This is a genomic window from Terriglobia bacterium (assembly GCA_020072565.1).
GTDB lineage: Bacteria > Acidobacteriota > UBA6911 > UBA6911 > UBA6911 > JAFNAG01.
This window is the reverse complement of the sequence record JAIQGI010000018.1, coordinates 1-24,433: the sequence shown is the minus strand read 5'-3', so window position 1 is coordinate 24,433 and position 24,433 is coordinate 1. Positions and strand designations below refer to the sequence as shown.

The 24,433-nt window shown below is 58.6% G+C and carries 18 protein-coding genes; 13 read left to right on the top strand and 5 right to left on the bottom strand.

Going from position 1 to position 24,433, the window contains the following annotated elements; translation table 11 throughout:
- Positions 1–145: 145 nt before the first annotated feature.
- From LAP85_12265 to LAP85_12255, 3 genes are all read left to right on the top strand, one after another.
- Entirely contained in the window at positions 146–1,564 is a 1,419-nt protein-coding gene (locus LAP85_12265; GenBank protein ID MBZ5497170.1) for a M20/M25/M40 family metallo-hydrolase, read from the top strand.
- An 86-nt stretch (positions 1,565–1,650) separates the two neighbouring features.
- Positions 1,651–2,976, top strand: a complete 1,326-nt coding sequence (locus LAP85_12260) for an insulinase family protein (GenBank protein MBZ5497169.1) — start codon at positions 1,651–1,653, stop codon at positions 2,974–2,976.
- Positions 2,973–4,364: an insulinase family protein gene (locus LAP85_12255; protein ID MBZ5497168.1), complete on the top strand. Its 1,392-nt coding sequence runs from the start codon at positions 2,973–2,975 to the stop codon at positions 4,362–4,364. The genes LAP85_12260 and LAP85_12255 overlap by 4 nt, the downstream gene beginning before the upstream one ends.
- A gap of 126 nt (positions 4,365–4,490) precedes the next feature.
- Here LAP85_12255 and LAP85_12250 read toward each other — a convergent pair whose 3' ends face one another.
- Together LAP85_12250 and LAP85_12245 are read right to left on the bottom strand one after the other, a co-directional pair.
- Complete coding sequence (locus tag LAP85_12250; GenBank protein MBZ5497167.1) at positions 4,491–7,907, bottom strand: DUF1080 domain-containing protein; 3,417 nt, start codon at positions 7,905–7,907, stop codon at positions 4,491–4,493.
- A 63-nt stretch (positions 7,908–7,970) separates the two neighbouring features.
- Complete coding sequence (locus tag LAP85_12245) at positions 7,971–9,242, bottom strand: Gfo/Idh/MocA family oxidoreductase (protein MBZ5497166.1); 1,272 nt, start codon at positions 9,240–9,242, stop codon at positions 7,971–7,973.
- 265 nt (positions 9,243–9,507) lie between these two features.
- Here LAP85_12245 and LAP85_12240 point away from each other — a divergent pair, with 265 nt between their 5' ends.
- The 9 genes from LAP85_12240 (at position 9,508) to LAP85_12200 (ending at position 19,952) form a co-directional block, all read left to right on the top strand.
- Complete coding sequence (locus tag LAP85_12240; GenBank protein MBZ5497165.1) at positions 9,508–10,812, top strand: Gfo/Idh/MocA family oxidoreductase; 1,305 nt, start codon at positions 9,508–9,510, stop codon at positions 10,810–10,812.
- 14 nt (positions 10,813–10,826) lie between these two features.
- Positions 10,827–12,839 carry a HEAT repeat domain-containing protein gene (locus LAP85_12235; GenBank protein MBZ5497164.1) on the top strand — a complete coding sequence of 671 codons (2,013 nt, stop codon included), beginning with the start codon at positions 10,827–10,829 and terminating at the stop codon, positions 12,837–12,839.
- A 91-nt stretch (positions 12,840–12,930) separates the two neighbouring features.
- A complete protein-coding gene (locus tag LAP85_12230) occupies positions 12,931–14,103 on the top strand; it encodes a Gfo/Idh/MocA family oxidoreductase (protein ID MBZ5497163.1) in 1,173 nt (390 codons plus the stop codon).
- 126 nt (positions 14,104–14,229) lie between these two features.
- Positions 14,230–15,219: a sugar phosphate isomerase/epimerase gene (locus LAP85_12225; GenBank protein ID MBZ5497162.1), complete on the top strand. Its 990-nt coding sequence runs from the start codon at positions 14,230–14,232 to the stop codon at positions 15,217–15,219.
- Positions 15,220–15,423: 204 nt separating this feature from the next.
- Positions 15,424–15,984 carry a discoidin domain-containing protein gene (locus tag LAP85_12220; protein MBZ5497161.1) on the top strand — a complete coding sequence of 187 codons (561 nt, stop codon included), beginning with the start codon at positions 15,424–15,426 and terminating at the stop codon, positions 15,982–15,984.
- A complete protein-coding gene (locus tag LAP85_12215; protein MBZ5497160.1) occupies positions 15,981–17,576 on the top strand; it encodes a TIGR03663 family protein in 1,596 nt (531 codons plus the stop codon). The genes LAP85_12220 and LAP85_12215 overlap by 4 nt, the downstream gene beginning before the upstream one ends.
- A gap of 548 nt (positions 17,577–18,124) precedes the next feature.
- On the top strand, positions 18,125–18,658 hold the full coding sequence (locus tag LAP85_12210; GenBank protein ID MBZ5497159.1) for a hypothetical protein: 534 nt from the start codon (positions 18,125–18,127) through the stop codon (positions 18,656–18,658).
- 87 nt (positions 18,659–18,745) lie between these two features.
- On the top strand, positions 18,746–19,237 hold the full coding sequence (locus LAP85_12205; protein MBZ5497158.1) for an NUDIX domain-containing protein: 492 nt from the start codon (positions 18,746–18,748) through the stop codon (positions 19,235–19,237).
- Between the two features lie 148 nt (positions 19,238–19,385).
- Entirely contained in the window at positions 19,386–19,952 is a 567-nt protein-coding gene (locus tag LAP85_12200; protein ID MBZ5497157.1) for a YdeI/OmpD-associated family protein, read from the top strand.
- A gap of 171 nt (positions 19,953–20,123) precedes the next feature.
- Here LAP85_12200 and LAP85_12195 read toward each other — a convergent pair whose 3' ends face one another.
- From LAP85_12195 to LAP85_12185, 3 genes are all read right to left on the bottom strand, one after another.
- Positions 20,124–20,810, bottom strand: coding sequence for a ThuA domain-containing protein (locus LAP85_12195; GenBank protein MBZ5497156.1), 687 nt, complete (start codon positions 20,808–20,810; stop codon positions 20,124–20,126).
- A 197-nt stretch (positions 20,811–21,007) separates the two neighbouring features.
- Complete coding sequence (gene add / locus LAP85_12190; protein ID MBZ5497155.1) at positions 21,008–22,111, bottom strand: adenosine deaminase; 1,104 nt, start codon at positions 22,109–22,111, stop codon at positions 21,008–21,010.
- A 53-nt stretch (positions 22,112–22,164) separates the two neighbouring features.
- Positions 22,165–22,758, bottom strand: coding sequence for an isochorismatase family protein (locus LAP85_12185; protein ID MBZ5497154.1), 594 nt, complete (start codon positions 22,756–22,758; stop codon positions 22,165–22,167).
- Between the two features lie 336 nt (positions 22,759–23,094).
- Between LAP85_12185 and LAP85_12180 the strand changes: the two genes are divergently transcribed.
- A complete protein-coding gene (locus LAP85_12180) occupies positions 23,095–23,853 on the top strand; it encodes a dimethylargininase (protein MBZ5497153.1) in 759 nt (252 codons plus the stop codon).
- Positions 23,854–24,433 lie beyond the last annotated feature (580 nt).

Here is a 24,433-nt window from a genome sequence, read left to right as displayed (position 1 = left end):
CATGAAACACGCTCATATACGATACTACAGGTATGAAAGGGCTGCCACGAAATACCCAAAAACCCGTTTCATGTTCTTTGTCTATTTCGTAGTCTCGTTCCGCTACCGCAGGTATGATTGGAAGAACTCAAGACGGGAGGAACACATGAATCTGACCGGGACGTCTCTGATTGCGCTCTGTCTCCTACTTTCAGGGGTTCAAGCCAAGCCTGCGGCACAGGAAGAGCAGGCTGTCGCAGGCTCCCCGATCAAGCAGCTTGCCCGCGACATTTTCAAGGAACTGATCGAGATCAACACCACGGACTCCGTCGGCAGCACCACGAAAGCCGCTGAGGCGATGGCGGCGCGGCTTAAGGCTGCGGGATTCGCTCCGGCAGATGTCCAGGTGCTGGGCCCGAATCCCCGCAAGGAGAACCTGGTCGCTCGTCTCCGTGGCACCGGCGCACGCAAGCCCATTCTGCTTTTGGCACATCTGGATGTGGTTGAGGCGCGGCGCGAAGACTGGTCGTTCGACCCCTTCAAGTTCATTGAACGTGACGGATACTTTTACGGCCGCGGCACGAACGACATCAAATCGGGGGATGCGGTTCTGGTTGCCAATCTCATCCGGCTAAAACAGGAGGGTGAAACGCCGGACCGCGACATCATCGTTGCCCTCACGGCCGACGAGGAAGGAGGCGGATTCAACGGAGTGGACTGGCTGCTCAACAATCACCGCGACTTGATTGACGCGGCCTATTGCCTGAATACCGACGGCGGCGGCGGTGAACTCAAAAGCGGCAAGCGCATGCTCAACGAGGTGCAGACAAGCGAGAAGGTCTATTTGAGCTTCAGCCTCGAGGTGCAGAACCGTGGCGGCCACAGTTCGCTGCCGGAGAAGGATAACGCGATCTATCACCTCGCTGAAGGGCTTACGCGTCTCGCCAAGTTTGAATTCCCGGTAAGGCTGAACGAAACTACCAGGACTTATTTCCAGAAAATGTCCAAAATCGAAAGCGGCCGGACAGCGCTCGATATGACGGCGATTGCCAAAATCCCTCCCGATCCGCAGGCCGCCGAGCGCCTGGCGGCGACACCCATTTACAACGCCTTCATGCGAACCACCTGCGTGGCTACGAAACTGGATGCCGGTCACGCTGAAAATGCTCTGCCGCAGCGGGCGCGCGCGATTGTCAACTGCCGCTTGCTTCCGGAAGACACCCCGGCCAATGTCCAGCAGACGCTCACAAGAGTGCTGGCGGACGACAAGATCACGATCACTCCACTGCAAAAGCCCAAACCCGGCCCGCTCTCTCCGCTCCTTCCCGAGGTAGTGGAACCGATCGAACGAATCACGGAAGAACTCTGGCACGGTACACCCGTCGTTCCTATCATGTCCACCGGAGCCACGGACGGGTCGAGACTCCGCCTGGCGGGAATCCCGACTTATGGCGTCTCCGGCTTATTCGATGATATCGATGATGTGCGGGCGCATGGCAAGGATGAGCGGATGGGAGTAAAGGAGTTTTTCGACGGGCTGGAATTCATGTACCGCCTAGTCAAAGCCCTCTCATCGTCCAAGTGACTCAATGCTGCCTGGCGCCGGGATTTTGGGGTTGCGGAAACCTCCAGTTTTGATAACTTGTCGCGACTGTCATAAGGAGGTCTGGAATGAGAAAGAGGCTGATTCTGGTTCCTTTTATGATCCTGTCTTGTGCGCTGCTGCTTCCGGCGGCATTCCGCAAGGAGGACGTAAAAGTCTACAAGCTGGACAACGGTTTAAAGATCCTGCTTCTGGAAGATCACGACATCCCCAACGTGGCTCTATACACCTTCTTCCATGTCGGATCCCGCAACGAGCGCCCGGGAATCACAGGAGTATCCCATTTTATCGAGCACATGATGTTTAACGGGACCAAGAAGTTCGGCCCAGGCGAGTTCGACCGGAAAATGGAGTTCTCCGGCGGCTCCAACAACGCCTTCACCGGCGATGACATGACGGGCTATACCGACTGGTTCCCGGCTGCGGCGCTCGAGCCCATGATCGAAATGGAGTCCGACCGCATGCAGGGCTTACTCCTGGATCCGCAGGTCCTCGAGTCGGAGCGGGGCGTTGTCGCCTCCGAGCGACGCATGAGCGTCGAAAACAACAACGACTCCATCCTCTCTGAGAATGTGCGGGCCACGGCCATCATGGCCCATCCCTACCACTGGGACGTCATCGGCTGGATGAGCGACATCCAGAGCTGGAAGCGCGACGACATCATGAATTACTATCGCACGTATTATTCCCCCAACAATGCCGTGCTCATAGTAGTGGGCGATATCAACAGCACCAGGGCTCTGGAACTCATCAGGAAATATTACAGCGGCATCCCGGCCGGACCGCCGCCACCTGCGGTGACGACGGTCGAGCCACCGCAGATGGGACCCAAGACCGTCCTGATTCGCAAAGAGGCACAGGCCCCGTCTTTCGAAATGGTCTTCCACGCGCCGAACTGTACTTCCACAGATTTTTATCCGCTCTCGATATTGGATCTGGTTCTGATGAACGGCCAAAGCAGCCGTCTCTACAAACGTCTCGTTCGCGATGAACAGCTGGCCATCAGCGTGGGAGGTGGGATCAGTGAAACGATCGATCCGCAACTGTTCACCATCAGCGTCAAGCCCCGTCCCGGCGCCGACCTGAACAGGATCGAGGCCGTGATTGAAGAAGAACTGGGCAAGGTAAAAAGCGCAGGGATTACGGAGCAGGAGTATCAGAAAGCCTTGAATATGGTCCGCAGCCAATTCTACTTCGGGCTGCAAACGATCTCGGGCAAAGCCAATCAACTGGGTGAGGCAGAAATCCTTTACGGGAGCTTCGAAGCGCTCTTCACGCAGATGGACAAATATGTGGCAGTCCAACGGGACCAGATCCGGGAAGCGACCAGAAAATATCTCACGGAAAACAACAAAACCGTCGGGAAGCTCATCCCCGAAGGAGGTGCGAAATGAAGACCGCGGCCAAGATAACGATATGCGCGGCCCTTTTGATGATGGCGGCCAGCTTTGCCCGGGGCGCTTTTCTCGCTTCTCCTGAGAAGCTGATCCTCAAAAACGGCATCACGGTCTACTATCTGAAAAACACGGATCTCCCTCTGATCAGCTTCCGGATGTGGATTAAAGGTGCCGGCTATGCGGATGAGCCGGCCGAGCTCGAGGGTGTGGCCAGTCTCACGGCCACTCTCATGCTCAAAGGCACGACCAGCCGCGATGCGGATGCCATCGCAGAAGCGGTTGATTTCATGGGCGCCAGGTTCAGCATCTCCGGGGGGGATGAGTATGCCGCTGTCAGCGGCGAAAGCATCGCCGAGCATTTTCCGAAGCTGCTGGAAATCGCGGCGGACTGTCTCAGAAATCCCTCGTTCAAGGAGGAGGAATTCACCAAGGAGCGCAAAACGCGGATCGACAGCCTCAAATCCGTCAAGGACAATCCCGGCGCCGCCGTTCGATATTATTTCCAGAAAGCCTACTTCGGCTCCCACCCGATGGGACATCTGGCTTCAGGCACGGAAACCTCGCTCAAGCGAATTACCGTGGCCGACGTCAGAAGCTATTACCAGAGATATCTCCGTCCTGAGAGAGGCGTCGTTGCGGTAGTCGGTGATATCGACAAAGAGAAACTCCTCGAGCTTTTAAACGCGACGGTCGGAGCATGGAACGGCACGGGCGCCGCGGCCCCGCTGACGACGATTCCTGCCTTGCCCAAGCCGAAGGGGCCTAAACTTCTCCTGATCGACAAGCCCGATGCCACGCAGGCGTACTGGATGCTGGGCGCCCCCGGTTACCCCATGGGCGATGCAGTTACACCCCAGGCTGCGGTCATGAACACGCTGTTCGGGGGCCGTTTCACATCCTGGCTGAGCACCGAACTCCGCATCAAGCGAGGATTGACCTACGGTGCAGGCAGCAGTTTCCAGACGTGGACCATCGGCGGTCTTTTCACCGCGAACTCGTATACCCGGAACGAGAAGATCGGGGAGATGCTCGATATCACCTTTGACCTGCTGAAGAAGGTGCGCAAGGATGGTTTCGCACCGGAGGAGATCGAGAGCGCGCGTAACTATATTCAGGGCCAGTTTCCCCCGACCCTCGAAGCCAACGCCAGCAAGGCCACGGCCTATGTCAGGCTCGTGTTCTATAATCTGGGATTTGACTACTACGATAAATACCTTGCGAACATTCAAAAGGTATCGCAGGCGGCAGCCCGGGATGCCGCCGCGAAGCTTATTCCTGAAACCGATTTCGTCCTGGTCGTGGTCGGCAAGGCCGCCGACATCAAGAAACAGCTCGAAAAATACGGAACCTGGACGGAAAAGAAAATCACCGATCCCGATTTCTGAAGAGTCCAGCCGCGAATGAATTGGAGCGGCGTTGCCGCAACCGCTTTTCCTGGAGTCCTGGCGGTTATGAAGCCTCATGAACCACCAGGACCCCAGGGCGCCGGGAGCTGCAGATACGCCAGGCGGCTATCGCTTCGCGGGTGACAGATCTTTCACCCGAATGTTTCGGAAGCGGACAACGGAGTCGTGGCTCAACCAGCCGATGTGTCCGGAAAGGCGCTGCAAACCAGGGTGCTGTTGGTGGTCGATCGTGCCGTTTTTACTGGCCTCCAGAATATCACCGTCGACTATTGCCGTGCCGTTCAATATCACCTGAATCCTGGAGCCTTTCGCGATGATCTGTTCGGAGTTCCACTCGCCCACCGGCTTCAAAAAGCCGCGCTTGGCGGGTATCACCCCATACACTGAACCGTGATATTGATACGCTTGAAGATCGGCATAGACCGGCGCAGTGTCATCGAGAATCTGGATTTCCATTCCCACGTACGCGGCATCGCCTTCGAGCGGCGCGCGAATGCCCACACCGTTGTTGGCACCGGGAGTCAGCTGGAATTCAAACCGGAGCTGAAAATCTCCGTACTCTCTTTCCGTATACAGGTTGCCGCGATTCTCAGCTGTCGGCTGGTAGACCATGATACCCTCTTCCACCTTGTAGCCGCCTTTGTTGCCGACCCAGCCCCCCAAGTCGCGTCCGTTGAAAAGAGAGGCGAATCCGTCGGTCCTTTCCTCGTCGGTCAAACTGTACTCGGTGTCTGAAATCTCACGCACATACACATCGCGGAATGCCAGATCCGTGCCGTGGGCTTGAAGTTCGATCGGGCCGCGAGGGAAAATGGCTTGCTTCCGATCCCAGTAATTTTCCAGGACCACGCTGTCGACCACCTTGATGCCGTTGAGGTACACAGTCACCTTTTCCCCAATCATGGCGATGCGGAACGTGTTCCACTCCCCGACGGGATTATCGGCTCGCAGCAAGGGCTTGCCGGGATTCTTCTGATTGTTATACAGCCCGCCTGAGCCGACTTGCGCGCCGACATCGACGCGGGCCGGATCCCATATTTGCACCTGCGGCGAGCCGCGCAGATAGATTCCGCTGTCGCCGTCTTTGGTGATTCTCCAATCCACCAGCATCTCGAAGTCACCATAGTCTTTGACGGAGCAGAGGTTGTCTCCGCTGCCGTTGAAGACGATAGTGCCGTCGCGCGTACCCCAGTTGGAGCGCATTTTTTGATCGGCTTCCGCTTGTTTTACCGCCAGCTCTTGAGGGCTCATTTTGGCTCGGGCAATCGGATTTTCCACAAGCCCTTTCCATCCGGCGAGATCCTTGCCGTTGAAAAGAGGCACAAAGCCTTCGTCCTGCGGCATGGCAGCCAGATAGCCGCGAATGTTCTCTTTATCGTACTCGCTCTCCGGACCGCTCAAAATCTGCACCACCTTGCTCAGAATCCCACGGACTACGGTCCCCCTCAATCCGTCCCGGCCTCCGGAGGAGGGCAAGGCAATTCGCATGGCGGCTCCGGCTGCATCGTTGGCGAGATCCGGATCGTCCAGGTAACGAGCCACAACCAGGAGGCTCTGAAAGGTCTTTGTCCCTTCCATCGCTCGGATGAGCGATCGGCGCTCGCTGGTCCTGGATGCAAAGGGGAGAATCTTGCGGAATTGAAGCAGTTTTTGATCTGCCGTCAGAGAGGAAGAACCGATTTGCCGCAAGAAGCCGGTGAACGCCTGGTCGCGATATTTTGCGTTCCCGCCGGCAACGACGGCATATAACCGTTGTGCGGCCTCCGGATCCTTCCATTGTACGAGAGCACGGAAGGCAACGTCTTTGCGTCTGGTGTCGGGTTGATCAAATTGTTCGGCCACGGCACGCAAGGATTCCGCTCCTCCAATCTGCGGCAGGATTTCCAGAATCAACTCCGGGCGTGGAGATGTTTTCATTGCCTCGAGCAATGCCCGGGACCGTGTCTGTGCAGGTTCCGCCTGGTTGACGGCTCTGACCAGGGCCGGCTGAACTTCCTTGATCAGAGCAGGTTCGCTGGTGGAATCGAGCAAGCGGAGGAGGACAGGGAGATCGTTCGCGCCTGCCAGACTCTTAAGCGCCGCAAAGGCAGCCGCTCTGATTTCAGCATTTTGATCTGAGGTCAGCGCGAAGATTTTTTCAAAGTATCGCTTTCCACCTTTGGCTGCAACCACACCGATCGCGCCTGCTTTCGCGGCGGGCGGCAGCGTGTCCATCATGGAGACGAGCGGGTCGAGATGCCGTTCGTCCAGGATCCAAAGCAGAATGTCGGCAATGCGGCGGGCGTCTTCTCCCTGCCTGGTTTTGAGCAGGGGGAGGAGGTCCGCTGCGGCATCTGCTTTCTTCATCCGGGCGAGCGATTCCGCGGCCGCCAGGCTGACCTGCGGTTCGGCCGCATTCAAGGATGATTGGATGAATCCCAGCGCCCGACTGTCCCCTTGGCGCCCGAGCATGCCGATGATTTCAGCACGCAGCTGGGGGTTCGCTCTTTGCGCCTTGGCAAGCCACTGACGCGTGGCAGCCACGCCGGTGATTTCTTCTGCAAGGTTCAGCGCCGCATTGCGATAAGCTTTGTCTTTGTTGTCCACTGCCCGGAGAAGATCCGGAAGCGCCTCGTATCCGCGATTTTCCACCAGAATCCCGAGGGCCGCGGAGCTGTTGGGGAGGCGCTCCGCATCGGCACAATTCTTCAGGATTAACCGGCAAACCTTTTCACAGAGTGCAATGTTTCCTTTTTCGCCCAGGTTTCTCGCGTAACTGAGCAGGGCGCTCGTGGCGTTCGCAGGATCATAGCGATAGCCGGCCTTGCGCGCGGCCTTCGTCAAGGCGCTGAAGGAATTCGGACTGGCGATCTGCGCCAGCGCGGCGAGGGCGGCTTTCCTCATGGGCACACCGGAGGCATCGGCCAGGGAAAGAATGGCGTCGTTCGCTTCCTCCACCCTCAGCTCGCCCAGCGCTTTCACAATAGTGACTTGGTTGGCGTCCTTCGCCTTTTTGAGCGCGTTGCGAAGCGCTTGCCGGGCAGCAGCATTTCCCGCGGAAAGCATCAGCTGGGTCGCAGGTTCGAACAAGGAAGCGTCCAGCAGATACGGTGCCGCAGCTTTAACAGCTTCCTCACCACCCACGAGCCTCAGCTGGCTCAAGAGAAATGTCTTCACTTCGGGATCGGGGGCGGTAGCAAGCGCTCCGATCAGTGCTTTCTCCGCCAGTGCCCGCTTCGGTTCCGCCCCAAATTCGCCGGCATGGACCGCCATGCAGTTCAAGGCAAAGCGAACGGCGGTGTCGTTGCCCGACCCGGCAGGAATCAGTTGACGCGTGAATTCGGCGATACCGGTTTCGCCAAGACTGAGAATCTCGTCGGCGAGCCGGTCGCGGTGCGTCGAACTCGTCGCAGGGAATTGCGCCAGGATGTCGGCCACCTTCGTGGCAAGCGTCCTCCTGTCCTGGGGTGAGGCCGTCACTGCCGCGAATAAACAAACAAGCAAGAGCGAAAGGGAGAGCATTCGGATCTTTGTTTTTTCCATCGCCGTCGTTTCCTTGTTCGCGCCGATTTCGGCGCGCTCAACTGTCTCCAGACTCCAATGCACCTACAGGACCCAAGGAGCTCGCATGGGTTGATGAATAAGCCGGTTGGCGACTTCGTCATCCCGGAAGCGTTGGGCGACAGGATCGTAGTGCAACGTCCGGCCCAAGCGTACGACGATGACGCCCAGATTGACCAGTGTGCAGGAACGATGGGCGTTCATTTCGTTCAGCGCGAATTTTTTGCGGGTGCGCACGGAATCGGAGAAGGTTCCAATCTGGGGTTCGGGATCCGGAAGGGTTTCGAGCAGCCTGGGAAGATCGGGGATATCAGACCTGAACCCGCGATAGATCCTGCCGTTGGGCCCTTCAATGTAGGCAGCGTCGGTGTCGCGATTTTCCCCGTCCAGGATGATCTTGCAGCCGTCGGCATATGTGTACTCAATGCGCCTCCAGGAACCGGCAGCGTCGTAATGCTGTTGCGGCGCATCCACATCCACACGAACGGGGCTGGTATCATCTTTGCCGAGCAAATATTGAACGGGATCAAGATAATGTTGTCCCATGTCGCCCAGGCCGCCCCCATCGTAGTCCCAATAACCGCGGAATTTGGCATGCACCCGTTCCGGGTTGTAGGGCTTGTAGGGAGCGGGGCCCAGCCACATGTCATAGTCGAGTTCGGGGGGCACCGGCATGGGGACAAGATCGGTCCTGCCACTCCAGTAGAACTTCCAGTCATATCCGGTAACCCCACTCACAGTGACCTTCAGCGGCCACCCCAATACACCGCTTTGAACCACCTTCTTCAGCGGCTTGACATCCGTGCCCAGGCCGTAAAATGTATCCTTGAAACGAAACCATGTGTTCAGCCGGAACATCCGCCCGTATTTGTTCACTTCATCGGTGACGCGGATGCCTTCTCCAATGGTGCGGGTCATCGGCTTTTCGCACCATACATCCTTCCCTGCCCTTACGGCCTCGACAGACATCAGGGCATGCCAATGAGGCGGGGTGGCGATGTGCACGATATCGACGTCTTTTCGCGCCAGAACTTCGCGGTAGTCGCTGTACCCTCTTGCATCCTTACCGGCCTTGTCGAGCACTTCCCTCAGGTGATTCCGATCCACATCGCAGACGGCCAGCAGGCGGGTCCCTTCGTAAGGTATGTGCCCCCGTCCCATGCCGCCTACACCGATGATCGCCTTGGTGAGTTGGTCGCTCGGTGCCCTATAGCCCGTGCCGCCCAGCACGTGCCTCGGAACAATCATGAGCCCGGCGGAAGCCCACACCGCCTTCTTGATGAACTGTCTTCGATCAGTCGTGTGTTTCATACGCATTTCCTGTATTGAAACTGGGGATGGGCACAGATAAACGCCGATTCTCATCCGCGTTCATCAGCGTGTATCTGCGGCTTGCTCTCTGTGGCCTTGCCTCGTGGCTGCCATGATAATCGAAAACGACCGAAGAATGCGATGAGAATGTCGATGAGAATGCAGCTTCATCGGATTATAATCGCCGGAATCCAAGGGATAGTGCAAATGATGCCTCTCGGTTCTGCTCCTGTTATCTAAAAGGAAGGAAACAATGGAAAAGCAACGATCGATGCGCCGCCGGGATTTCCTTACCAAGGTTCCCCTGGCTGCAGCCGGGGCGGCCGCCTTCCCGGCCATCATCAAGGCGTCGGCGCTGGGTTTGAATGGTGCGGTCCCGCCGAGCGACCGGATCGTCATGGCGGGCATCGGCTTCGGGATGCAGGGCCCTGGGAATATGCAAAATTTCCTGGGAAAGAACGAGGTCCAATGGGTGGCAGTCTGTGACCTGGACGATATCCACATGGCCGAGGCCCGTGACACCGTCAACAAAAAGTACGGCAACAAGGACTGCGCCACTTACAAGGACTTTCGCGAGCTTTTCGCCCGGGCCGATCTGAACGCCGTGTCTCTGGCCATTCCCGATCACTGGCATGCCATTTTGTCCATCACCGCGGTCCGGAACGGACTGGATGTCTACGGCGAAAAGCCCTTCACCCACAGCCTGCGCGAGGGCCGCGCACTCTGCAACGCGGTGAAGCGCTACGGCCGCGTCTGGCAGACAGGAAGCTGGCAGCGATCCACCGACAACTTTTACCGGGCGTGTGAAATCGTACGAAACGGCCGTATCGGCAAAATCCAGCGCGTCGAGGTCGGCCTTCCTTACGGCCATCACGACTTCGCCGGCACCTTCGGACAGGAAAAGATCGAACCACCACCTCCTGAGCTAGACTACGAGACCTGGCTCGGCCCGGCCCCGGTTGCACCTTACTGCAAGGCCCGCGTCCACATGAACTGGCGCTGGAACATGGACTTCGGCGGTGGCCAGCTCATGGACTGGATCGGCCACCACCTCGATATCGCTCATTGGGGCCTTGGGTTCGACCTCACCGGGCCCGTCGAGGTTTGGGGCAAAGGCGAATTCCCCACGACCGGCATTTACAACAGCCCCACCCGCTATTGGGTTGAAACGCTCTACGGCGATGGCACACCCATCATCATTGCCGGGGGCTACCCGGAAATCCAGAGCGGCACGAAATGGATCGGCGAGTACGGTTGGGTGTGGGTCGACCGCGGCGGATTCGAGAGCCAGCCCGCCCACTTGGTCAACGAGGTCATCGGCCCCAACGAGATCAAGCTCTACAGGAGCCGCGACCACTACCAAAACTTCCTCGACTGCGTCCGGAGCCGGGCGGCCACTATCGCTCCAGCCGAGGTTGCCCACCGCTCTGCCAGTGTCGGCCATCTCGGCGTCATCGCGATCGAAACCGGCCGGAAGATAAAGTGGAACCCGGCGACGGAAACCATCATCGGCGACCCGGAGGCGGAGCGACTGCTCAGCCATTCCTACAGGAAGCCTTGGCAGATCCCAGCGTGAGGAAAGGTGCGACCATGCGATACCACAAAAGGATGAGCAAAATCGGAACTGCCGTCGCCGCCCTGGCCATCATCGCCGGAACCGGATTTTCTTTGCGGGCACAGATCCCGGCGGCCGCCGCCTCGCTGGACCAGATCCTCAAAGAGATCTCGTCCTTCGACGGGGGCATCGACTCGGCTCCGTTCTGGAAGCTCCGCGACTATGTCTATGCCCGCAAGGATACGCCGGCAGCACGGGCCGAATGTGAGACAAGGCTCCTGGAATTCCTCGGGACCAGTGCGACGCCGGTCGCCAAAATGGCAGTCTGCCGCCAGCTCCGCGTGATCGGAAGCGATAAGTCGGTGCCTGTCCTCCAAGCCATGCTTCTGGATCCGAATACGTCGGACATGGCCCTCTATGCTCTGCAAAAAATCCCCGGAACGGCCGCGGACAAGGTCCTCATTCAAACCGTGTCGAAAACCGAAGGCGCCATGAAGACCGCCGTCATCGCGGCCCTGGGTGACCGCAAATGCAACGAGGCTGTGGCAGTCCTCGTCTCCCTGCTCAAGCCCAACGGCGAATATGCCGGCGCTGCGGCCCTCGCCCTGGGCGAGATCGGCGGCGAGACGGCCGCCAGGCCGCTCGTCACGCACCTCGCAGCAGCACAGGCAAACCTCAAGCCCATCGTCGCCGCATCGATAATGAAGTGTGCCGAAGGGCTCATGGCGGTGAAGAACGAACGTGCCGCGAGCGGCCTCTATGACAAGCTCCTGGGAGATCCGACCCTTCCCGTTCCAATTCGCAGGGCGGCCATGATCGGCAAGATTTCGGTAGCGGGAGATCGGTCCGCGGCGGTTCTGATGGATCAGCTCAAGGGCTCCGACGTGAGCATGCAGGAAGCAGCCATCGTCAAGATCAAGGACGTTTTCAAGCCCGAGGCCATCGGTCCGGTCTGCAGCCTTCTCCCCGGCTTGCAGGAAACGGCCCAGATCAAGCTCCTGGCGGTACTCTCCCTGTATCCGAAAGAACGAGTACTTTCTGCTGTGCTCCTGGCTGCACGGAGCGGCGCGCCGGCAGTCCGGATCGCGGCATTGAAAGCTCTTGAATCGGTGGGAAATTCGTCCACCGTACCGTTCCTGCTCGAGTCGGCGAGCAAGGCCCGCGGGGCCGAGCAGGGTGCAGCACGCAATGCTCTCGGCCTGCTCAAAGGGCGTCAGGCAGACGACACCCTGCTCGCCTTGTTGGCACAAAGACCGTCGGATGATGTTCAAGGAGAGATCCTTCTGGCGGTTGCCGAACGGCGCATCTTTACGGCGAAAAGCACAGTCGCCGGGCTCCTGAGTTCAGCCTCCCCGAGGGTACGTCTCCAGGCCCTGAGAACGCTGCGCGCGATCGGCACACCCTCGGATATGCCGTCGGTTCTGGCACTTCTCGTGAAGAGCGACGAAGAATCGGAGCAAATGGAAGCCATGACAACAACGGCCGCACTGGCTCAGAAGATCGCCAATCCCGACGGCCGCTCCAACTCAGTCAAGGCGCGGCTGGCCGGTGAGAAGGATGCGAATGGCCAGTTGATCTTCGAGCAAGACCCGAAGGCTCGTGCCCGTCTCTACCGCGTTCTCAGCCGGATCGGCGACGACAGCGCTCTTCCGCTGCTGCGCCAGGCGCTCAACGACCAGAACGAGGAGATCGTGGACGCGGCCGCCCGGGCCATCGCTGCCTGGCCGACGACGGGCGCGCTCGACGACGCCGTCCAGCTTGCCCAGAAGTCCAGGAACGAAACCCATCGACTGCTGGCCCTTCAAGGAATGCTGAGGATGATCCGCCAGGCAAGATACCGCAGGCCGGAAGCTGCCGTCGCCGACCTCAGGCAGGTCTATGTCCTGTCCTCCCGCACCGAGGAGAAGAAACTCATCCTGGGTGTTCTGCCGAACTTCGCTTGTCCGGAAGCGCTCGATCTGGCGGGAATTCTCCTCGGAGATCCGTCCGTAAAGGCGGAAGCTCAAGCCGCGATTGAGAAAATCAAGCCCAGGCTCACAAACAAATGACCTGTTTCATGGAGTTGTATCTGCAACAGTCAAAAACTCGCCTGAAATCCTGACTCTTGTAGATACGAATCGGCCGGCAAGGAGGTCGAGCATGATTGAAGGACAGGAATCAGCGGCGAAGGCTTTTCGCCTCAAATACGGAATGGTCGGCGGGGGCAAGGGCGCCTTCATCGGCGGCGTTCACCGCAAAGCCATCGCCATGGACGGACTGGCCGAACTGGTTGCGGGATGTTTTTCCACCGACTTTGAAAACACGCGCAAAACAGGCGAATCCTGGGGCCTCCCGGCTGACCGGCTCTATGAGGATTATCGGAAGATGATGAGAGCCGAGGCCAGACGACCCGACAAGATCGATTTTCTCGTCATCGTCACCCCCAATGATACTCATTACCCCATCGCCAGGCTCGCACTCGAAAACGGCATTCACGTCGTTTGCGAGAAACCGCTGGCCACCTCGAGCCGCGATGCCCGGGCGCTCGGAGTCCTGGCCAGAAAAAAAGGGTTGCTATTCGGTGTCACCTACGCCTACACCGGGTATCCGATCGTGCGGCACATGCGCGAGATGATCGCCAGGGGTGAGTTGGGAACGATTCGGTTCGTTGCGGCTGAGTATCCCCAGGACTGGCTGGCTACTCCCCTGGAAAAAACCGGCCAGAAGCAGGCCGCCTGGCGGACCGACCCAAGGCGGGCCGGCATCTCCAACTGCGTCGGCGACATCGGGAGCCACATCGAGAACATGGTGTCGCACCTCACGGGTCTCGAGATCCGTTCGCTTCTGGCTCGCCTCGATCACGTGGGTGAGGCTCGCGTCCTCGATGACAATGCCTCGATCCTCATCGAGTACACAGGCGGCGCGAAGGGCCTGTATTGGAGCTCGCAGATCGCTGTAGGCCACGACAACGGATTTCGCGTCCGGATCTACGGAACCAGGGCCTCGCTCGAATGGGCCCAGGAAAATCCCAACTATTGCAGGGTTGCCTACGTCGACCAGCCCACGGCCCGTTTGTCGCGCGGCCGGGACAAGATGTGCCCTGCAGCACAGAAATGGTCGCGCCTCCCCTCCGGACATCCCGAAGGCTACTTCGAGTGCTTTGCCAACATCTACTCGACGTACCTCACGGCCCTCCAGAAGAAAAAGGCCGGGGAAAGCCTGACTAAAGACGACCTCGACTTCCCGGGCATCGACGATGGTATCCGGGGCGTGAAATTCATCGAGAAGTGCGTCAACAGCTCCCAAAAAGGAGCTGTATGGGTAAAGTTTTAATTTCGACGAAGAAAAAATGTTGTGCTTTTGTGGTGAGCTGAAGAAAGTGGGCGTCACGATGGTAAGGTTTGGGGTGCACCCGCCGGAAAATCGGCGGTTCTTCATTCCACCCATGAGGAGAGTGAGATGAGCAGACCGGTCACCCTGTTTACCGGCCAATGGGCGGACCTCCCATTCGAGGAGATCTGCAGAAAGGCATCCGCCTGGGGCTATGACGGGCTCGAAATCGCCTGCTGGGGCGATCACATGGATGTTCGCAAAGCGGCAAACGACCCCGCCTACGCGAAAAGGAAACGGCAGACGCTCCAGAAATACAAGCTGGGCTGCTGGGCCCTCGGCGCCCACCTTGCCGGCCAGTGCGTGGGGGACTTATACGATGAACGCCTGGACGGATTCGCCCCGGCCGGGGTCAGGGGCAAGCCCGAGGAGCTGCGTCAATGGGCGATCGAGGAAATGAAGGCCACGGCGCGGGCCGCCAAATCCATGGGATGTGATGTTGTCAACGGATTCATGGGCTCGCCGATCTGGAAGGCGTGGTACTCGTTTCCGTCCACGACGGAGGAAATGGTCGAAGCCGGTTTCGACAGGATCGTCAAACTCTGGACACCCATCCTGGACGAGTTCGACAGGTGCGGCATCCGATTCGGCCTGGAGGTTCATCCAACGGAGATCGCCTTCGACTTCTACACTGCGCAGCGGCTCCTGGCCAAGTTCAAGGACCGCCAGGCGCTCGGCTTCAACTTCGATCCCAGCCATCTCATCTGGCAAGGGCTCGAGCCGCATCTGTTTGTCCGCGAGTTCTCGAAGAGGATCTACCATGTCCACATGAAAGACGCGGGGGTGACCCTGGACGGCAGATCCGGGATCCTGGGCTCACACCTCCCCTTCGGCGACCTGCGTCGCGGCTGGAATTTCCGCTCGCTTGGCCACGGCGACGTGAACTTCGAGGAGATCATCCGCGAGCTGAACGTGGCCGGTTACTCCGGGCCGTTATCGGTCGAATGGGAGGACAACGGTATGGACCGAGAGTCTGGCGCGCAGGAATCCCTCGAGTTCGTCCGTAACATCAACTTCTCCCCGTCCGATGTCCGCTTCGATAAGGACATGAAAAAATAGCAGGCCGGGAAATGCACGAAACACTCAAAAAAACCTTCCCGTATTTCGTAGGTTTCATGGTTTGATAAGAGCGTTATGAAGAAGACCAGTTCAGGAAAATTCGTTATCCCCCTCGTTTTGATGCTGGGCGCCGCTACCGGGACCTGGGTACTTTCCCAGCAAGACCCTACCAAGGAAGAGCTTAAGCTCCAACTGCCCAAGCCGATGTTCATCGGAACGCCGAGCAACATCAAGAGCCCGAACCTCGAACCCATCACGGGCAAGCCTCGTGGCCCTTTCTTCGTACCGAAGGGGACCAGGCTCCTGTCGCTGAACCGGCCGGTCACATCGAGCGACATGCAGCCGGTCATCGGCGAGCTGAACTTCGTCACAGATGGCGAGAAGTCCGGGGGGGACGGCTATTTCGTAGAGCTCGGCCCCGGCAAGCAATGGATCCAGATTGACCTTGGCGCTTCCTATGCACTCAACGCCATCCTGGTTTGGCACTATCACAGCCAGGCCCGCGTCTACCGCGATGTCATTGCCCAGGTTTCGGACGACAAGGACTTCCTCAAAGGGGTGGTCATAGCCTTCAACAACGACCACGACAACTCTTCCGGCCTCGGCATCGGCAAAGACAAGGAATACATCGAAGTGAGCGAGGGGCGCCTCATCGATCCCAGAGGGATCAGGGGGCGTTACGTCCGGCTCTACTCTGACGGGAACACCTCGAACGACCTGAACCACTACGTCGAAGTGGAGATCTACGGCACGCCGATCAAATGAGCAAGGCCGCTTTCTTAAGATTTTTTCTGGCCGCCCTGTTCGTCGGGCTCGCCTTCCGTCTCTGGCGCCTGGACAGCCGGCCCATGCACCATGACGAGGCCAACCAGGCAGTCAAGTTCGGTACACTGCTGGAAACCGGCGAGTATCGATACGACAGGAACGACCACCACGGACCGACGCTATACTACCTGACGCTGCCGGCTGCCTGGGTCCGCGGCCAGAAGACCCTGAGCGCATTGGATGAATGGACGCTGAGAGCCGTGCCCGCGGCTTTCGGCGTCGGCCTGCTCTTGCTTTTCGGTCTCCTGACCAGGAAGCTGGGACGGGAAGCGGTCGTCCTGAGTGCGTTTTTCGCGGCTCTCTCCCCGGCCCTTACTTATTACAGCCGGTTCTACATCCAGGAGTCTCTCTTCGTTTTCTTCTCTCTGGGATTCCTGATCGCGCTCGGGAGATACGCCTTCCACCCGGCAGCCGGCTCGGCACTGGCTGCGGGCGCATGCGCCGGGCTGGCCTACGCCACGAAGGAAACGTCAGTCGTCATGTTCGCGGCGGCAGGCGCGGCCTTCGTTGTTGCCATGATTTCGACAATAGGAATCCCGCGCCTCTCAAATCCATACGCCGATCCGCGCCGTATCAGAATCGTCCACATCCTGGCAGGACTGGGCGTGGCTGTGTCCATCGCGTTTGTCTTTTACTCCTCTTTCTTCCGGACTCCAGGCAGTACCGTCGAGTCCGTACGGGCATTCAAAGACTATTTCGCCCGCGGGACAGAACCGGGACTCCATGTGCATCCCTGGTTCTATTATTTCCAAATGCTGGTGTACTCCTCATCAGGCGGGCTGGTCTGGACGGAGGGTCTGATACTGGTTCTTGCTCTGGTGGGGACGGTCATCGCCTTCGGGCGAACGCGCACGGCTGGCGATCCGGATCAGATCGAGCCGGCCCAAATATCGTATGCCGAAGAGTGTTTCTGGCCACGCTACTTCTTTCTGTATTCTCTTTTCACGGCCGCAGCCTTCTCCATCTTCAGTTACAAGACGCCATGGAACCTGCTGGCTTTCTATGCCGGTCTGATTCTGCTGGCCGGAAGCGGTGCGGCGGCTCTGCTGAAAAGTCTCAGGTCACCCCTCGCGCGCAGCCTCTTGCTCATCCTGCTGCTGGCCGGATCCTGTCATTTGGGCCTCGAGAACTGGCGCGCGAATTATTCCTATCCCGCCGATCCGCGCAATCCCTATGCCTACGTTCAGACGAGCTCCGACTTCCTGCGCCTGGTCAAACGAGTGCACGACCTGACTGCCGTTCACGGGGATGGGAAGGATATGCTTGTCAAGGTTGTCGCCGGCCCTTATGAGCAATGGCCCCTCCCCTGGTACTTGAGGGACTTGCGGCACGTCGGATATTGGACCAGTCCGGCAGATGCGGGCGGGTTCGACCATGTGCCGGTTGTCATCGCCTCGCAAGAAAATGTGCAAAAACTGGAGAGCATCCTGGGCGATCATGCCCAAACCGAGACCTATGGCCTCCGGCCCGATATTCTCCTGACCCTATACATCGACCGTCCTCTCTGGGAACGATTCCTGAACCGCAAATGATCGTGGATAGCCGCAGATGGCAACCGGCATTTATCTGCCCCGCGAACACGCAGATTCCTGTTTTGCGAAGTATCTCTCTGCGACCTCCGGAACCATATAAAGAGGGCTTGGCAAGTGCTTGAAAACACTATCTAATGCGAGCGAAAAGTGTGGACTTCGCGCGCAATGAGATTACGGTGCTGGACGGCAAGGGCTGCAAGTATCGCGTGACCATGCACTCAAGCAGTGCCAGGGATGCCTTGCGCGCGCATCCGGAGAGGACCCGCGAACTGCATCAAAGGGGGTCTCGGGCAGTCCGGAGTCCGGCGGATGCGCTTTGAGGTTTTGGGAGATGTCTCTCGCAACTGCTACACTGCCCGGAACCGAGGCCTTTGATCGCTGAGCCAATCAGGGCATATCAGGGATAAATCGAGCACACAAAAGGCGTTGCAAACCTCATCCCCAAGATCTATATTCGCCAAAAGACCGGCAGCCACGGCTGTGTTCCTCGCTTTTCCCCCCGCGTGCCAGGCTGGTCAGCCTACTTACAAGTTAGCAAGACCTTGGACATGTCGACCACCAGCTTGAGCAAGCGCGAATTGAGGCAACGTACCGCTGAGCTTCGCGCGCTGATGTGTGAGTGGGATCCAATCGGAGTGATGGACGATCCCGGGTGGCCGCGCGACGAATATGACTGCCTCGTCGGTCCGGTTCTGACAAAGCTCCAAGCCGGCGCATCTACATCTAACATCGCGGACTATCTTCGTGATGAGGTCAGGGATCATTTCGGACTATCGCCCAAGCACTACGATTTTCTAGCTGTAGCGTCGCGCGTCCAAAGCTGGTTCAACCGAAATTGGCGAGACCTGGCGGAACCGGTAACGATCTTCGGGGCGCTTCTGAACGAAGGCGTGGATGTTTGGCGTCCGGTCCAGGCCCGGCCACTCGGACCTGGAGTTTTCAGAATCGTGGGTGTGGACGCGGACGTCACCGACGAAACCTGGCAGTTTCCCGCGGGAGCAATCCATAGATGTGAACCGAAACAGCTCAGCGATGGGACTGTGCAAATGACAGCCGTCGAACTGGTGGAGGCGGCCGGCTAACCTGCCGATGAACCTGATGAAGCCGGCCCACTTCGCGGCCGACTTCGCAGGTTAGCGGCTATATGTTAGGCAACCGAGGAGGGGGCGATGGATCCGTTGCAACGGCGAGCCGCTAGACTGCTCGTCATTGATCCCGAGAACAGTGTCCTTCTCTTCCAGTACGAAGATGATCGGCTCAAGTGGTGGGCGACGCCCGGCGGTGGGCTCGAAGGCGAGGAAACCTTCGAGGAGGCCGCTGCTCGGGAGGCGGCTGAAGAACTCTCTCTCACTGGTGGGACACTCACGCCGCTTTGGTGCCGGACCGTGGAGTTCACATTCCGCGGCCAGTCGGTCCGGCAAGTCGAGCGCTATTTCCTCATGCGAATATCACGGCATGACGTCGCACTCGCCGAAACCGTGCAAGAGGCGCATCGCCGCGAGGGCATCATCGCCGCGCGCTGGTGGTCGCTCGCGGAGCTCGAAACGACGTCCGAGCGAGTCTTTCCCGAGGACCTCTGCGAATACCTCCGTGGTCTGCGGCCATCCGATAGTCTTCGCGCGCCTCGTTCCTTCGGATCTCTCGCCGGGACCGAAGGCTGAGGGCTCGGTGTAAGTAATGCAAGGACTGCCCGACAAGCGGTTGAAGCTGCCCGTGCGTCCCGTAACCGCCCGTGCTTGCGCACGGTCCGCGCCAAGCCGCCCCGCAGCTTAGCCGCGGCGTTGGGTGGACAGGCAATCGAAGGCAAAGATGCTCTTCAAGACCTTGAAGACCCTTGATGTGCGGAGCTGCGAAGAATGGCGGAAGTGGCTCGCCGAGCATCACGATTTGGAATCGGAGGTGTGGCTTGTATTCCACAAGCGTGAGACCGGGCAGCCATCCATCGCCTACGATGATGCCGTCGATGAGGCCCTGTGCTTCGGCTGGATCGACAGCCTGATCAAGCGTCTCGATGAGGGGCGGTATGCCCGCAAGTTCACGCCTCGGAAGCCTGACAGCAGGTGGTCGACCGCCAATCGCAAACGGTATGCGCAGCTTAAGGCAAGCGGACGGTTGATGCCGGCTGGGTTGAACCGAGCTCCAACTGATCGAAGCGGTGATGCGCCAAGGCCGTCGCCGTCGATGGTCCCACAGTACATTCAAGAAGCACTTAGAAGGCACCCAACAGCGTGGAACTATTTCGAGGGCCTCGCGCCATCATATCGGCGCATGTACATCGCTTGGATCGATTCCGCCAAGCAACAAGAAACGAAGATGAGGCGGCTGCAGGAGGCCATCGGCCTGCTCGCCGCGGGCAAGAAGCTTGGATTGAAATAACGCAGCGCCGCGGCTCAGGGCCGATCGTTGATCGGCATTGGGGCGACGGTCACCCGCCAGCTCCTGCCACACCACTGTGCATACGGGTCCGTACACGGCGGTTCGATCGGTTACCCTGGCACTCGCCGACCTCTGCGTCGCGGCTGCGGTGCACCATGTACAACCGCCGCTTCATTTCTTGAGGAGTGGCAGGTAAGGATTGGTCGTTTTGGGATCGTCGCCTGAAGCGGGAACGCGCGCGGCCCACAGCATGCCGCGCTTGACGATCTCGCGCGCCTGCGGCACGTTGAAATCCGCTGCGGAGTGGCCGAGCGATGAGTAGAAAATCCGGCCCTTGCCGTACATCTTCTTCCACACGACCGGCATGACCGAGCCCTGGATCCAGGGGGCATCCTGTCCTGAAAACACGGTGGTGGCCAGGACCTCGACACTGGGATCGACGAGCAGGTAATACTGCTCCGAATGCATCTTGAAATCGGTCAGATCCCTGGTGATGGGATCGTCATGGTTGGTGATGCTGACCTCGTAATCGATGATGCCACCCGGATGGGCCACCCAGATGCCGCCGACCATAAACTCGTACTCCGTCTCCCCCCGGAAGGAGTCCGCCATGCCACCGTGCCAGCCGGCCATGCCCACACCGTTCTTGAGCGCATCAAGAAGCCCTTTTTCCTGCTGCGCAGTGATCTTGCCTGCGGTGATGGACTGGACAACGAGCGATAATGATTTCATCTTTTCGGCGTCCAGATAGGAATCGAGCGTCTGGGAAATCTCGACGTCAAAACCCTGTTCGATGAGCCAGGGGGCGAAAATATCCACACACTGCCTGGGTTCGTGCATAGCCCCGCCCCAAACCATGAGGACGCGCTTCTTGGCGGCGGGGGTCTAGTGTGTCCAGGCGAAAGCACTGAAGACGAAGATCGATATTATGAGAGAGATGATCATCAGAAATCGAAGCATGGTTTCCCGGCGTTCCCTGCTCATCCTGCCACCATCCTTTCGGCATTTCGGACAAAGTCTCTGTTTTACGGCACTTCCTCACTCATGGGGATCGTCTAAAAAGGTGTTTGTTTCTTGTTCAGAATCCTCAGCACCCGATCGAGAAGACTGACCTTGCTCTTATGGGACATGAACGCGCTCTTGAATCCCATGATGGTGATGCTCTTCAGATCTTGCTCGGTCAAGCCAAAGGTGCGGCAGGCGGTCAGGTACTCCTTCGTGAGCGTGGTTTCGGACATCAACCTGTTGTCCGTGTTCAGCGTGAGGCGCAATCCCCAATCGTAATACAGGCGCAGAGGGTGCTCTTGCAGTGACTTGACCGCCCCGGTGTGGACATTCGAAGTCAGGCAGATCTCCAACGGTATGCGGTGATCGTTGACATAGTTCAACAGATCTCCGTCTTCCTTCAACCGCGTACCGTGGCCGATGCGGTGAGTGTTCAGGTTGTGGAGGGCCTGTTTGATGGAATCCGGGCCGTAAGCTTCCCCGGCATGCACCGTGCAGTTGATGTTGTTTTTGCGGATCAGGTAGAAAGCTTCGTTGTGGTCTTTCGCCGGGTACTGGTCTTCGAATCCGGCAAGGTCGAATCCGACAACCCCCTGGTGCTTGTAGGCGACAGTCAGCTCAGCCAGGCGCAGTGAAGTCTCGGGCGAAATGTTGCGAATGCCGCAAACGATGACGCCGGTCTTGATGTCGACTTCCCGCTCCGCCCTGGCAAGCCCATCCAGGACCGCGTTCATCACCTGGGTCAACTTCATTCCCTTGCGCGTGTGCAGAATGGGCGAATAGCGCACTTCCAGGTAAAGGATGTTTTCCGCCGCATTATCCAGAGCCAGTTCGTAGGCGGCGCGGGTCAGCGCTTCCGCGTCCTGCAACACGGCGAGGGTGTAGTCAAAGCGCTTCAGATACTCAACCAGACTGCGCGGCGTTTTCTTCGGCAGCAGGAAGAGTGAATGCAATTCATCGAGCGAATTCGCCGGCAGCGACACGCCCCGGCTCTGCGCCAATTCCCATATTGTCTCCAGGCGCAGGGATCCATCCAGATGGCAATGCAGCTCCACCTTGGGCAGCGAGCGGATGAAGTCCTCGGAAGGAACTTCGCCGGACCCTTCGGATGGTTTCACCGAATCAAACTTTTCCCGATCGTCTCTCGTGCTCATCGCGTCCTTCAGGTTCTGATGCTCTCCGCAGCAAGGCTGAACCCCATTTTCGATTATGCGAGCAGTTGCCCCTCCTTGAACAAGGCGTTCATGGCCTTGAACTGCGGATGATTTTTGTCCTGCGCCCATTCGAAGGCGACAGATTCATGGTTGGTGAGCACGGCGCCCGCCTGGGTCATGCGGTCGAGCGCATGCCGGCGATACTCCGCGCCGCGGCCGCTGATGCACTCCCAGCAGAGATAGACCTGGCTGCCCTGCCTCAGGAGCTCTATGACCGTCTGCATCACGCAGATGTGGGCCTCGATCCCCGCCACGACAATCTGCTGCTGCGCACTTCCAAGACCCGGCCTCGCCTCTCGGAACAGGTTTTCGAAACCGGGATCGCCGCAACAGCCGAAACTCGTTTTATCCAGATACCACTTGGGTGTTTTCACCGCATCGAAAGCGGCGCGAATCTCGGAATGAGTTCCTCCCAGGCCTTGCGGGTACTGCTCTGTCATCACGATAGGCACTTTGAACAGTTCTGCCAGCTTCAGGAGCCTCTTTGTCGCTGCAATAACCAGGCCGGGCCGCTCAATCATTTCCATCAATTTGCCCTGAAGATCGATGATGAGCACGACGCTGCGGTTCACATCCAAAAGTTCCATGTGCGACTCCTCTCCTCTTTTCCATGCATAGGAAAGCACGGCCGCTGCAGGTTGTCAAAATACCCGAGCCGCAACCGTTTGACAATTCCTTTGTGGCCGCGCGCCCCAACATTATCCTTGCCTCGGCTTGAAAATGGGAACTAACATCTGCGCGCTCTCCTTACCCTGGTCCATATGCGGTCGAAGGCATCCCAATGAAGTTCATCATCGACGGGAAAGGGATGATCCAATTCAAGAGCATCGGATGCGGCAGCGGCGGGCAAAGGACCCATGAGGGGATCCCCGCGCCCGCCATTCCGACAGGAGATCAGTTTCATTCGATGGAGTAGCTGAGATATGCGTCTCGCGATCACCCGTGAGGTCAGCCGGCAGATTGGATTGTGCGAGCTCACCTATCAGGCCCGCCAGCCGATCAACATCGACCTGGCCAGGATACAGCATCGTCTTTATGAGGAATGCCTGCGTGCCGCAGGCTGTTCGGTGCACCGCCTTCCCGAGGAACCCGATCTCCCGGACTCCGTGTTCGTAGAGGATGCCGCTGTCGTGTTGGATGAGTTGGCGGTGATCACACGGCCGGGAGCCGTCATACGAAGGCAGGAGACTCGATCTGTCGCAGATGCCCTGCGCCCCTACCGGCACCTGGTCTGCGTTGAAGCCCCGGGAGTCCTTGATGGGGGAGATGTGCTGCGCCTCGGCAGGAACCTGTTCGTTGGCCTCTCGCAAAGAAGCAACGAGGCGGCCACCCGGCAATTGCACGAAATGCTGCAGGGCTACGGCTACGCCGTGACCGGTGTGCAGGTGAAGGGCTGCCTGCACCTGAAGTCTGCCGTGACGCAGGTCGCCGAGAACGTGGTGCTGATCAATCCTCATTGGGTTGACGGTAGCGCATTCAATTCGATGCAGTTGATCGAGGTAGATCCCAACGAGCCGTCCGCAGCCAACGCGCTCATGATCGGCGACAGCGTGGTGTTCCCTTCGGCGTATCCGGCCACGCGGAGGCGTTTGGAGGCACGCGGAATTCAGGTCCGCGTCGTCGATGCCTCGGAGCTGGCCAAGGCCGAGGGAGGAGTCACCTGCTGCAGCCTGATCCTTTAAAAAGACATTCTGATCTGCTTTGCTTTGTCCCGGGCCGCGTCAGTCAATAATGACAATCTCGACTTGGTCGTTCCTCGCCTCCGGTTTGGCCCCGGGCGATCGCACGGAAAATCCTTTCGACAATCGGCGTCATCCTGCCGTTCCAGTGCCGGGCAGAGACGCCCGAATTCACCTGCCCTGCCAGCTGTTTTCATTAAGAATTGCCAATAAATCAAAGCCCTTGGGCGTAATGAAGGAATTCAAACAGGCTGAGATCCTTCATGAGGCTCTGGGCGATCGCCGTGCTTCCTCTGCGGAGGCTGAGGCCAGCTTTTACCCGGAAATCCGGGACCCCGCAGCGTGCTTTTAAATGCATCTCGAGGAGAGGGCCGAGGACCGAGTTCCAGCGAGCCCGGCAAATCGATCCGCTAATAGCATATTGATGAATAATCCGGACTAAGCGCAATACTGTTCACTTAATGATTTGGATATGATCCTCGATCCTCAGCCTTTCCGTGCCAGACCGCTTCCGTGGCCTGAGTTTGTAATTACTCATCTTTCGCTTGATGCCGCGCGGATTACGCCGCGATCGACTCGACAC